Annotated in this window: 11 protein-coding genes; all 11 read right to left on the bottom strand. The window is 39.1% G+C overall.

What is annotated here, in order from left to right:
- Positions 1-183: 183 nt before the first annotated feature.
- On the bottom strand, positions 184-720 hold the full coding sequence (locus GUY17_RS07040; protein WP_162022717.1) for a GNAT family N-acetyltransferase: 537 nt from the start codon (positions 718-720) through the stop codon (positions 184-186).
- Between the two features lie 70 nt (positions 721-790).
- Positions 791-1,069 carry a peptidylprolyl isomerase gene (locus GUY17_RS07035; protein WP_101087820.1) on the bottom strand — a complete coding sequence of 93 codons (279 nt, stop codon included), beginning with the start codon at positions 1,067-1,069 and terminating at the stop codon, positions 791-793.
- A 95-nt stretch (positions 1,070-1,164) separates the two neighbouring features.
- Complete coding sequence (locus GUY17_RS07030; protein ID WP_162022716.1) at positions 1,165-2,994, bottom strand: DUF885 family protein; 1,830 nt, start codon at positions 2,992-2,994, stop codon at positions 1,165-1,167.
- A 790-nt stretch (positions 2,995-3,784) separates the two neighbouring features.
- The gene (locus GUY17_RS07025) at positions 3,785-5,032 is read right to left on the bottom strand and encodes a lipopolysaccharide assembly protein LapB (RefSeq protein WP_162022715.1); all 1,248 of its coding nucleotides are present in this window, start codon (positions 5,030-5,032) and stop codon (positions 3,785-3,787) included.
- Positions 5,032-5,652 (bottom strand): energy transducer TonB, encoded by a 621-nt coding sequence (locus tag GUY17_RS07020; protein ID WP_101087814.1) that lies wholly within the window; start codon positions 5,650-5,652, stop codon positions 5,032-5,034. Before GUY17_RS07020 ends, GUY17_RS07025 begins: the two co-directional genes overlap by 1 nt.
- Position 5,653: 1 nt before the next feature.
- Complete coding sequence (locus tag GUY17_RS07015; protein ID WP_011638073.1) at positions 5,654-6,058, bottom strand: biopolymer transporter ExbD; 405 nt, start codon at positions 6,056-6,058, stop codon at positions 5,654-5,656.
- Between the two features lie 13 nt (positions 6,059-6,071).
- Positions 6,072-6,599 carry a MotA/TolQ/ExbB proton channel family protein gene (locus tag GUY17_RS07010; RefSeq protein ID WP_011638074.1) on the bottom strand — a complete coding sequence of 176 codons (528 nt, stop codon included), beginning with the start codon at positions 6,597-6,599 and terminating at the stop codon, positions 6,072-6,074.
- The gene (locus tag GUY17_RS07005; RefSeq protein WP_101087812.1) at positions 6,599-7,954 is read right to left on the bottom strand and encodes a MotA/TolQ/ExbB proton channel family protein; all 1,356 of its coding nucleotides are present in this window, start codon (positions 7,952-7,954) and stop codon (positions 6,599-6,601) included. The genes GUY17_RS07010 and GUY17_RS07005 overlap by 1 nt, the downstream gene beginning before the upstream one ends.
- Positions 7,954-8,736 carry a DUF3450 domain-containing protein gene (locus tag GUY17_RS07000; RefSeq protein WP_162022714.1) on the bottom strand — a complete coding sequence of 261 codons (783 nt, stop codon included), beginning with the start codon at positions 8,734-8,736 and terminating at the stop codon, positions 7,954-7,956. Before GUY17_RS07000 ends, GUY17_RS07005 begins: the two co-directional genes overlap by 1 nt.
- A 384-nt stretch (positions 8,737-9,120) precedes the next feature.
- Complete coding sequence (locus GUY17_RS06995; protein WP_162022713.1) at positions 9,121-10,080, bottom strand: class I SAM-dependent methyltransferase; 960 nt, start codon at positions 10,078-10,080, stop codon at positions 9,121-9,123.
- Between the two features lie 101 nt (positions 10,081-10,181).
- Positions 10,182-12,788: a TonB-dependent receptor gene (locus tag GUY17_RS06990; protein WP_162022712.1), complete on the bottom strand. Its 2,607-nt coding sequence runs from the start codon at positions 12,786-12,788 to the stop codon at positions 10,182-10,184.
- Between the last annotated feature and the right edge of the window lie 335 nt (positions 12,789-13,123).

The following is a 13,123-nucleotide window of genomic DNA, read 5'->3' as shown; positions in this document are numbered from 1 at the left end:
CAACATTAATAACGTTAAAAATTTTATCGGAACTAAACAAGTTAAACTCAAATCTAGATCAAAGTTTCACTTGTTAACGAGAATAGTTTTCAGTTGTATTACGTATTATGTGACAAATGCCCGTTAGAATATAGTGCGACAAAGATTTTATTTTGTTTTGAGGCTAAACGGACTAAAAATTGGTCACGTTCTCTGTGCGGTCAACAACCCCATGTAACAATCATCGGTCCATTTACCATCTATACAGTTATTCTGTTTTAGCACCCCTTCCAAAACAAACCCCACCTTCTCTAATACATTACGTGAAGCAATGTTTTCTTGAGCACAAAGGCCAATGTATTTATGCATACTGAATTGTAGAGCACCCCAATCAGTTACCGCGCGTAAGCTTTCACTAGCGAACCCTAATCCTTGCTGTTCTGGCGCAATGAGATAGCCTACTTCTGCCCGCCTTAGCTGTGCATCATCACATCTAAAACCAATAAGTCCCACGGCCTGACTATTATCAATTCGCTCAATAACAAGCGTTAACCAATCTCCTGACTCAAAAAGCCATACCGCTTTACGCTGTTCAAATTTAGCAACAATATCTGATTCAGATTCAATGTTTCTAATATGCTGATTAACACCTTTATCAAGATGTAAACGTAAAAAAAATGCCCAATCTCTACTGTGCAAATTTCGTAATTTCAGCCGATCACTATAAAGATTTATGTCCATATACCCTCTAGTTTTTTTCAATAAAAATGGCAGCCTAAGCTGCCATTATTTATCACGGACTCAATAATGACTAGCCGCGACTGGTCACTTCAAGTAAATGAAAACCAAATTGAGTTTTTACTGGGCCTTGAACAACATTTAATGGTGCACTAAATACCACTTCGTCAAATTCTTTAACCATCATGCCTGGTCCAAAAGAACCTAACTCGCCACCCTGCGCACCAGATGGGCAAGAAGAATTTGCCTTGGCTACGTCAGCAAAATCAGCACCAGCTTCGATCTGTTGCTTGAGTGATTCGCATTGTTCCTGAGTGCTTACGAGTAAGTGTCTAGCAGTTGCTTGTACCATAATTTGGCTCCTAAAATATAATATAAAATAAAAATGTAACACTAACATAATGACAGAACGATGACATACATAAGTCACCGTCCTTTTTACGGCATTTATTTGGCTAGTTCAGCTTTTATCCAATCAGCAATTTTGTTTTCCATCACCGCCATTGGTAATGATCCTGACGTGAGTAATTGATCATGAAAACCTTTTAAATCAAATTTTTCACCCAGGGCCTTTTCTGCATCCGCTCGTAAGCGCAAAATAGTTAACTGACCGACTTTGTAAGATAGTGCTTGGCCTGGTATGGCCATGTAACGCTCCACTTCTGCAACAATATCAGACTCCGCCATTGGAGAATTGTCTTTCATGTATTGAATAGCTTGTTCACGACTCCAGCCTTTCGCATGAAGTCCTGTATCTACGACTAAGCGCATTGCTCTTAACATTTCATCAGATAACTTGCCGAAATACTGATATGGGTCGTTAAATACGCCCATCTCAATCCCTAAGTACTCTGCATACAACGCCCAACCTTCTTCAAATGCAGTGTAACCCTGGAAGCGCTGAAACTGTGGAACATCAGTTAACTCTTGCTTAATGGCAATCTGAAAATGATGACCGGGAGCAGCTTCGTGCAATGACAAGGTTGTCATACCCCATTTGGGTTGTGCTTTTAAGTTGTAAGTATTGATATAAAAAACACCTGGGCGTGAACCGTCAACTGCTGGTGATTCATACGATGCGCCAGCGGCAGATTTCTCACGAAAACTCTCTACAGGCTTAACAATATAATCAGCTTTGGGCATCACATTAAAATACTGAGGCAATACTTGATTTATATGTTCTTTAATCGTCATATAGCCATCAATTAAATCTTGTCGGTCAGTAAAAAAGTACTGCGGCTCTGAAGATAAAGAAGCAAAAAATGCAGTTAAATCACCTTTAAAACCAACTTGTTCTCTGACCTTGTCCATCTCAGATAGAATGCGTGCAACCTCAGAAAGACCAATTTGATGAATTTCATCCACTGACAAAGTTGTTGTTGTATGGCTATTAGCTAAATGTTGATACCAATCTTTACCATTTGGCAGTCCCCACCAACCATCTGAAGCACGAGAATTGGGTAAATATACATCTTTTACATAGTCTCGTAACTGAGTCAATGCAGGTAATAGTTCAGAATCAATAAGTTGCGAGTATTCAGTGGTTAATTGTGTTTTTTGCTCAGCAGTAAAGCTTTCTGGCAGTAAATTAATTGGGGAATAAAACAAACTACTCTGTGCATCTGTAACAAGTTGAGCGTCTAACTGAGGAATAATCCGCTCGACAAGCACTCGAGGTAGTACAACTTTACTTGCTATACCTTCATCCATACGTTGCTGTGCAAGTTTAGTCCAGTTAATAAACCCACGTAAGCGGCCTAACCAATTTTGATAATCTTCAACAGTCTTAAATGGTTGAGCACTTTCACCACTGCCCAACTGGACCATAGTAAATACTGTGCTATAAAACTGATTAATAGGTAAGAAGTACTCTGGATAAGTTTCGCCAATAAGCTCCATATTACGATCATAAATAAACATGTCGTAACTCAACTTAAGTGATGCAGGAAGCTTATCAACATCAATCGTTTTTGCTTGACTAAAGTAACGGCTATTTAAATTATGACGAGCCTTTAAATACTCTTCAGTTAATGCTCCACCGAATTGGTCGTTATAGTCATTAACTCCCACAAAGGTGGCGTAAATCGGCTCAAGCTTTAATTGATCATTAAAAAAATTATCAACCATTGTCAAATACTGCTCTGAGGCAGATTGAGGCATAACGGCAGCACTAGGTTCGGCGGGGGTTTCAGGCGTAGATGAGACAGTAGTCGCTTCAGAACAACCTTGAGCGACCAATAATAAGGACACAGTCAATGCCAGCAATGTTTTATTCATTTTTATTATTCCTTAACACAATTTAACTCACGCCTTATTAGCGTGTCGATTTATCTCGATGTAACTCACCTGAGCTCAGGATAAAAAACAGTTATCAAACGCTCCTTGTCTGGCTAACTGTTTTATATCGACTTGCAATAGGCTAGCTATTGACGCGTCAATACGCCTTGTTAGCAAAACAAATGACCAGTTTGATATGACATAGGATAAATGTTGTCATTCTGCCTTACTTATCCAATCTCTTAACCCGAGTCGAGGTTAACTATTTAATCTCGATAAAAATATGATTTAGTTATTACGCTTAAAAAAACCAGGGTATGGGGGTTTCATTACCACGTATGAGTATCCTAATTAGAAGTGAATTTATCTCACGCCCAATCACCACTACTCTACACCTGAGAATATTATTAGATAGCACAACATAAGCTCTCACTAACAATGCACGACCTTGTCTACTTAAGTGTATAAAATACACTTACAATCAGGCTTACTCGTTCTGGATAACGTATTTCTAATATGTAATATCGTTACTATATGCCATACATGACTAAGCAGACATCATCATTTCACTTATTGTATCTTTGCATGGCGGTACATGAAACTAAACTTCATCAAATACACACTATCTAACAATTTATTGATTTCGAATATCAGTCAATACGTTAATTGAACAAGATTCGAGCCATTAATACAGCAAAATTAATAACCTAAATACAATAAGAATGATGAGAGCATTTTCATGAGAAAATAAAAAAGCCCCTAAAAAGGGGCTTTTTAAATCAAGCTTAGATTAAAGCGTTACGTTGTGAATCCGAGCTTTTTCTTTGATATAAGAAATATAGCTCTTAGCACTGCGTTCAGTCTTTTTATCATTAGCGGCAAGAACTGCACGGTTATAAGCAGACTTATACTTTTTAAGGCTCAAGTATGCTAAAGCTAGCTCAAATTGAGCTTCACCCGGGTTATCAATACCAGCATCAAGTGCTTTTTTAAGCACCGGAATAGCTTCATTGTATTTTTGTTCTAAAGCAAGAATACGACCTTGTTTTAAATACAGTTCACCCTTATTACTAACTGCAGCAGCTTTGCCATAATAGTAAGCAGCTTCTTTTAGCTCTTTAGCATTATGATAAAAACCAGCGAGTGTAGTTAAACTCTTCTCGCTTTCAACAACTAAACCAGACTTCATGTGCTTTTCAAAAATGGTAGCAGCTTTATAAGGCGAACCTTTTTGCGCTAACAATTGAGCCAAACGAGTAATATTACTGTCCGTCTCTAAAAAGCCATTTTTATATGCTAAATCATATGTTGCTAGTGATTTATCATAGTCTTCAGTCATCAAGTAAAACTGAGCTAACTGAACCCAGAGACGTTTATCGTCTTGGAACAAAGGCACCATAGTTTCTAACACTTTTACGGCTTCTTTGTACTTTTTCTGGTTGAAGAAAGCGGTTAACTTCATTTGATACAAGCCTTTATCAGGCGATTCAGCTAAAGTTAAACCTTTGTCAGCAACTTGCAGTACTTTATTCCAATCTTTTAACTCAGTGTAGGCAATACCAATTCGACGATACATTTGCGCATCAGCCTTACAGGTAAAATCCATCCACTTGTAATAATATGGAATCGCTTCTTTAAACTGTTTCTCTTGTAATAACAAATCAGCATACAAACGCATTGTTGCAGCATGATCTGTACCACCAAGAATGTCAGCATCAACAGCAGTCTTTAAATATTTGATTGCTGTCTTCATCTGACCTTTTTCAGCATAGAAGTTACCTAACATACGATCGACATACGCTTTGTCGAAATCGTTTTTAGCATTAGCCTCAAGCAAAATTGCAATCGCTTGGTCTAAATTCCCTTCGGTATATGCTTCAAAAGATTTTTGAACTTTTTTTGCAGCGCTTTCGCCAACAGCACGAGATTGACGTTTGTCAATCTCACACTTTTCCGCAGCAACTACAGAGCTAGACAATAATGCACTTCCGCAGACTGAAAGTAATAACGCTGTAGCGATACTAGTAACTTTACGCATTATCTACCTCCCTTCTCTAGTGTGAAGTCCAGTTGTACTGTCATACCACTTTGTCTTAATGGCTTGCCATCGACAATCTTTGGTTTGTATTTCCATTTTTTCAATGCGCGAATCGCTTCACGATCGAATAAACGCTTAGGTTCAGCTTTGATAACAGAAACGTCATCAACACCACCTAGTTCGTTAATTGTAAAGGTAAGTTGAACCCAACCCTCTTTACCATCACGAGCAGCAGCAATTGGATACTGGGGCTCAATACGAACGATAGGGGTAGCATCACCATCACGGGTCATCATGTTACCAAGCTTGAAACCAGTACTTGGTCCACCAGATTCGATTCCACCCATATTGAACGCCATATTAGTGTCAATATTAGATGATGAATCAGGCGGAGTAGTATCCGGCTTCGGTGGCTGCTCCGGTGGTGGAGGTGGCTTAGGTGTAACCCTTGGTTTTTTCTGTGCCTTCGAATCCTGTTTATCCATCGTAATTTCAATAACAGGGGATTCCACTGAGTCGCCGTTGCGTTGTGCGCCGCCGCCGACCAGGAAAGCCATGAAAGCAAACAGCCCAAAAGTCACTGCAGCACCAATGATTATTGATACGAGTGCTCTTAGCATATTACTCATTCCCCGCTGATACTGAAATTTTATCGATACCTGCAGCTTTAACGTTATCAAGCACTTTAACGACTAAACCATGTAAAGCGTCTTTGTCTGCTTGAATCAGTACGGCTGCTTCAGGTGCTTCCGCCAACATACGTTCTACGTTTGCAGTTACACGTTCGATATCAACCTGACGGTTTTCCATCATAATGACACCAGTTTTACTGATACCAATAAAGATGTTCGCCGAAGGTTTAGACGTAGCCTGTGACGCTTTAGGCTTGTTATAGTCTAAGCCTGATGGCTTAACAAACGATGTTGTTACAATAAAGAAGATCAGCATGATAAACACGATGTCTAGCATCGGGGTCATATCAATTTGCGCTTCCTCTTCCATAGTGGAATGCTTCTTACGTGCCATGTTCAATCTCTCTCTAGTGGTGAGGCATGCTGTCTTTTAGCTTTTCTAAACTGATTCTCATTTTTGAGTCTAAACGTGTGCTAAAGAAAACACCCGATAGAGCTGCAACCATTCCTGCCATTGTCGGCATTGTGGCCATAGAGATACCAGCGGCCATTAAACGAGCATTACTCGTCCCCTGAACTGCCATCACATCGAATACTGAAATCATACCGGTTACAGTACCTAATAGACCAATCATTGGACAAATGGCTACTAGGGTTTTGATTAACAGCATACGTGCATTCAAATCTTGCTTCGCTTGGGATACCCAAGCTTCACGGATACGGTGAGCATGCCAAGAAGTTGTTTCTTCTCTTGCTTCCCATGAGGCGATAACGGCTTGATGTTGTTTTGGAGATATCCAATTTAGATACCAATAACGTTCAAGCATTAACACCCACATTAGGAATAGCACAGCTGCAACCAGCCAGAGGACATCGCCTCCGGAGGCCATGAAGCCCCTGACGGAATCCCATACGTCCATCAGGATTAGCATCATTAGTCAGCCCTCTTCTCAGCATGTTCTGCAATGATACCGGCACTTTGTTCTTCAAGAACTTGAACAATAGACTTACTACGAGCAACTACGATTGCATGTAATAACATTAGAGGCAATGCAGCGATAAGACCTTGAACAGTCGTAATAAGCGCCATAGAAATACCGCCAGCCATCAATTTAGGGTCACCAGTACCGAATAATTGAATAGATTGGAAGGTTGCGATCATACCGGTAACCGTACCCAATAGACCCATCATAGGAGCGATAGCTGCAATAACTTTGATGATTGAAATACGAGCTTCTAAAGCTGGTGTTTCTTTTAAGATAGCTTCATCAAGTTTTAGCTCAAGCGTTTCAACATCAACATCTTTATTTGACTGGTATACTTTAAGAATACGACCTAAAGCGTTGTTACCAGGGTTTTCGATGTTTTTACGTTGGCTATTAACTTTAGTACCAATGATAGTCAGAGTCACTAAACGCTCAACCGCAATCAACATACCTAATGCTAACAATGCAAGAATGATGTAACCAATCGTTCCACCGGCTTCTAAACGATCTTCTAAACTAGCTTTGTTAGTAAAGATGTTTAGTAACACGCCACGAGCTGGATCGATATAGAAAGGAGCAACACCTGAAGTAGTATTTTCCCACGTATCAACGGCACTAACCTGGTAGCCTTCTGGTTGCTGTGATAATTGTTGAATTAAACCAAGTTCAGGTTTGTAAACAACATATTTACCTTCAGCAGTTAAGTTGAAAGGACCTACACGGTGAATTGCAGTATTTACTACATTGCCATCGATAGCAGTAACATCACCATCAAATTTAACAACTTTACCTGACTCAACCATTTCAAATAACTGTGCTTCCCAAAATTGTTCTAACTCTTCAATTTTAGGCAGTGATTTACGTGCACCCAATTCAGCAATAAAGGTGTCACGACCAGGAAACTGAGCACTGATGTTAGACGCAGCTAACTTACCAGCGAAATCACCGGCTTCACCTTTAACAACACCAAACATTTCACCCAAGTCACCTTGAGCAGTTTTTAAGTCTTCTTCTAACTGAGCAATTTTACGCTCGTTGTCCAAGAATGCTTGGTTCAAATCTTTGCCACGTTGCTTTTCAGCAGACAGGGCATTTTTTTCACGCTTAAGTAATTCAGCTTTATCGCCACGTTCCGCTTGAAACTCTCTTTCACGCTTAGCGTTTGTCTTACCTTCGTTAGCTCGGTCGGCTTTAACTTGCTGTAACAGTTGACCGATAGTTTTTGGTGCATCTGCAGCAGAAACCATACCAGCTGTTAAAGAGAAAGTTGCAGCTACTAGCACTGATGTAATTAACTTCTTCATTATTGTGCAGTCTCCGCAGCAGGAATTGGTAATGCGAATAGGTCTAGAGCGCCTTGCTTACGAGCAATGCGGATACCTTTAGTAATATCACGTAGGTAGCTATCGTCTAACTTATTCCAAGACTTCGCATCTGCGTCGTACATCCATGCTATTTTCTGATCCAAGCTCTGTGCATAAAGTGCAACGCGGCCTAAATTGAAGAAATCAACTAGCACTTCTTTACCGTCTAGATTTAACTTACCGGTATGAACTGCTACAAAGCTACCATACTCACGCTCAATGCTATAAGCATCAAGGATTAGACGGTATTTTTCTGCCAATGTAACTTCCGCAGTATCAAGGATATCTTTTAAATTCTTAACACGATTCTGACGAGTCTCAATGTTAAATGGTAAATCTAAATTTACGAACTGCTCTAAAGCGTCAACCATTTTAAACATTAATGGCACAACACCCTGACGAAGTTTATCCACGCCGTTGATATCAGTTTGAATTAAATCAAGTGAATTTTGTTGATCAGCTACCAAGCCTGCAACGTAATCATTATATGCTTTCAATGACTCACGCTCATCAGCTACGCTGCCATACTCAAAAAGCATGTCTTGTGCTTGGTCAAAATATTTGTCGACTTTCTGTTGTGACGCAGCTGAAGCAGCATTAAGGCTGCTATCTGCTTTTTGAACGTCAGCTAGAGGATCTGCAACAACGAAGTTGCTACCAGCTAAAGCCAGAGCGCCAACAAGTGCAGTAGCGATTTTTGTTCTATTGCTTACCTTGGACATAGTTCCCAACCAATTTGAAGTGAATTAAAAAGTTCAACTTTGCAAAATAACGATGATCTAAAATTGTTAATCAATGTTACTTCAACTAAGCACGTCTTTTTCTTGTGATTGTTAGTTTTTCTTCCCTTTTCTACACCTATTAAAGCGTAGACCCGTTGGCATCATTTCACAAAATGTTGACCTATGTCAACATTTGCAAAGTTTAAAAACTTGTGGAAAGAGCTGTTAGAGGCGTTAATGTTGTCGAAAGGTTAATAAATAAACGTCTTCAACATAAATGTGTCGTAATTTAATGCTAAGAGAAAAATATTACTTGTTTTTATTCAATTAGTTATAAAACGCTGTCAATTCAATAATACAATGTATTTAGCCTTTTCCTCATTACTAAATAAATTTTGAACCATGTAAATACCAGCCTAAGACTTCATTTTGTTCATTATTTAATACTTTGAGTTCATTTAATATCATATTATTTTGGTGAAATTTAGCTATAAATGTTGCCAATTTAGTTTCATCAAATGAAGCGTTCACTAACTCAGCTAACCGTAGTCTTAACGTATCCATTTGTATTGTAATAAATTCAATAAATTCTAACTTTTTTGCAACAGACCAAAATAATCCAGCTTTAAAAAACTGAGCCACGAAACGCATTAAATCACAATCCTGAGCGGCCGACTCATCAAACATGACTAATAATTTAATCAAGCGATTAATTTCTGCTCTAATTTGCTCACATTGAAGGTCTTTCTTAATTCGCTCAACATCTTCTTGATTGCTGATATTGCCCATGGCATTTGCCATTTTAGCTAAACAATTAATTAATAAATTGACTTCTTCTTTATCAATTAACGTCAAAATCCTTCTATTACGGTTAAGGATCATTGAACGTTTATGATGACAAACAATAACAAATTGGCCATCGTCCTTTAATACTCTAGCCGCTTCTTCAAGTGACTGCTCGACATTTGAATACTCAAAACCAAATTGAGATATATAAAGGTCAACAGAGTTGGGTTCAAAAGGAAGTTGTTCGCAGCGAGTATTAGACATTAAGGCTATGTCTATATTTTGATTGTTGTTACTTACTGAGTTGGCTAAAGTAACCTCTGCTAAATCAACACCAATAACCTTACCCGTTAACTCACCTTTTGATAACCCATCTCGTAATAACAGCGGTAACGAGCCATTACCCGTGCCAACATCAACTACCAAAAAGCCTTCTGTCAGAGCGCTAAATACCGGTTCCCATATACTTTTTAATACTCCTTCGTAATTACCAGATAAAGCCTCACCGAATGAAGTTGTGTGTCCTTGCTGCCAATATTCACTCCAGTGACTATTCATTTACACTCCCCTCTTAACCACAACATATTGCTACATAATATACCAAGTAAAAAGGCTCCCGAGGGAGCCTTTCTTATATCTAATTAATAACTAATCAGAATTTAGAACTTAAGTGTATAACTTGCACGATATTCACGACCGTAGTTGTTATACAACTCTGGATTCGTATAGTCACCAGAAGATGTTAACACTGGGTCTTCATCTGTCAAATTGTTAATGCCTAGTAATATTGAACCGAAATCACCTGCATCATAAACATAACTTAAGTTATGAATTAACCAAGAATCTAAATTACCAGTTTCTTTGTCTTCATATGTAGAGTCAGTGTAGTTCATGTTCCAAGAAAGTGAGTGGTCTGAAACACGATAAGTTGTTGTTAGGACTGATTTCAATTCAGGTTGACCATTCCAACCTGAAGTATCAACACCATTTCCACCACCTTCAACTTCTTCAATATAATCCAATACGAAACTGTTATTCCAGTTTATACCAAAATCACCAATTGAAGTTTCAAACTTAGCGTTTAAAGCAACGTCAATACCAGTAATTTCAAGTTTATCACCGTTACCATAGCCGGTACCTACTTCGTACGCTTGACCTAAAGAACCACCAGTACCAGGAGCACGCTTGACATAGAAAGTATTCGAAGTGGCTAAGCTGCCAGAAGCAATACCTTCCATTACGTTGCTAATAGTCCTACGAGAAATTACATTGTCAATGTTTAAGTTAAAGTAATCAACTTTAACACCGAAATCATCAGTAATATCCCATGCAACACCAAAGTTAAGATACTCGGAAGTTTCTGGACCTAAATCTTTGTTAGCAGTGATATATGTATCATATTGAGTTTCTAAACAGCTAACTTCATCAATTCCATTTGATGCACAGTAAGCATAGTCAGTACCATCGTCGGCACTAAATGTTGTTGCTGCGTATAACTGGTCTAAAGAAGGTGCGCGGAATGCTTCTGAGTATGATGCACGTACTACTACGTTCTCAAGTGCTTGCCAGCGAATAGAAGCTTTTGGCGCTACGTTGTCACCAAAATCACTGTAATCATCGTAACGAGCCGCAAGGTTTAATTCAATGTCATCTGTTAACGGTAAAACCGCTTCATAGAACATTGCCCATACTTGACGATCACCAGCTGCAGAGTTACCGGCACTACCACCAACTAAACCAGCTTCTGATTGTGCGTCATACACTTCGCTAAACTGTTGGTCGAAATATTCCATACCTACGTAATGCGCAACTGCACCACCTGGTAATTCGAATGCATCAAAACCAATACCTGCACTATATTGATCAAATGTTGCACGACCTTGAGTTAAGGTTGTGGCTTTCATGTTATTGATACCGGCTTCAGAGCCTAAATCAATACCATTTGCTTGGTTATAAGCAAGACCAGAATAGCTTAGGTAGTACTCACCGATAGACTTGTTATCGGCGATATTGTGATGGTAGTAAACTTCCCACTCAGCATCGTTCAGCGCGCTAATATTACCGCGTAAACCAGTTAAGTAATCTTGGTTGTAGTCATCAACGTTGCCGTCACGGGTACCAATACCAACCCAACGCATAAAGCCTGTCGCGCCATCTTCACCATATGGATTATGTGGGTTGTCCGCGCTCATATTTGACCAAGCAGCAGCAGGAGGTGCATAACGACCGAATGAATTGTTTTGTGTAATCATTGTACGGCCAAACCATACTAAATCTTCAGCAATTTCATAGTTAGCGTCAACATAGACAGTATTTCGATCTACTGAAGCTTTGTTGTATGAAACGTTAGCATATGCATAACCACAATATGTATGCCCTGCACCAGATACGTTATCAGCTTTGATTGTTTGAAAAACATCTGATCCATATTCAGCTTCTAAATCATCACACAACAATGATGCCATTTTTGTTGTTTTGTCTGGGCTGCGAATTGTTGCGCCATATTGACTCCAACCAATAGCCTCTTCGAACTGGATCTCGCCATCACCATTTTGGTCATTTAAACTAGCTGCAGTATAATCTCTATCTGCATCAGAAATACCTTTGCGGTCTTGGTGGTCAAATGCGAAGGTGATGTTACCTTTGTCCATTTGATAACCAGCGACAACCGAGAATTCTTTACTTGTTAAACCGCCATCACGGTCGCGAGAACCACCACCAACGTTAAATTGAATACCTTGATAGTTCTTCTTCATGATGATGTTAACAACACCAGCAATTGCATCAGAACCATAAGTAGAAGATGCGCCGTCAGTAAGAATGTCGATACGTTCTACTGCAGCCATAGGAATAGCGTTCAAGTTAGCAGATGCACCACCTAGTGTTGGTGAACCTGGGAAACGCTTACCATCAATAAGTACTAAAGTTCGGCTTGAGCCTGCACCACGTAAATTGATAGTCGCTTGAGATTGTGCAGAACTACCTGAACGCTCAGAGAATGAACCAAAAGAGTTCAAGTTACTGTTACGAAGTGCGTCAGCAACTGTAAAGTTACCTTCCATCTTCATGTCTTCAGTAGTAATAGTCGTAACAGGTGAAGCGCCTTCAAGGTCAGAACGCTTAATACGCGAACCAGTAACCTCAATACGTTCTACTTTTGCGCCATCTTCATCAGCAGCAAAAACTGCTGGCGAAGCAAATGCAGCTGCTGCTGCACCACTGATCAGTGCTAAACGCACCGACTTAGCTAATACGTTCTTATGCATTGTCTATCTCCCTGGACTTTTTTATGTCTTTCTTATAATGCTAACAACCTTTTTAGGTGTTAGTTCAATGAGGGGATGCAACAAAAAACAATCACAACCTCTCAACTACAGGTGCAATAAAATCACATTTGAAACAACTAATCAACATTTGAAGTGTCGTAAGCGCAAAAGTTAATCAAATGTAACAACTTTAACTGTTAAGAAATATGAACAGGTAATTTTTTTTAACTTTATAAACAATAAGTTAAAGTTGTTTAGTTATTGTCGAAATAACATACCAAGTCTAAAGTTAAAAAATTAACCTATTGTTTTAAATAACTATTAATCTGGAGAAG

The sequence above is a fragment of the Shewanella sp. Arc9-LZ genome (assembly GCF_010092445.1).
In the GTDB taxonomy this organism is placed as follows: Bacteria; Pseudomonadota; Gammaproteobacteria; order Enterobacterales; family Shewanellaceae; genus Shewanella.
Note: the sequence above shows the minus strand (reverse complement) of the source record. Positions and strands in the feature narration are given on the sequence as shown.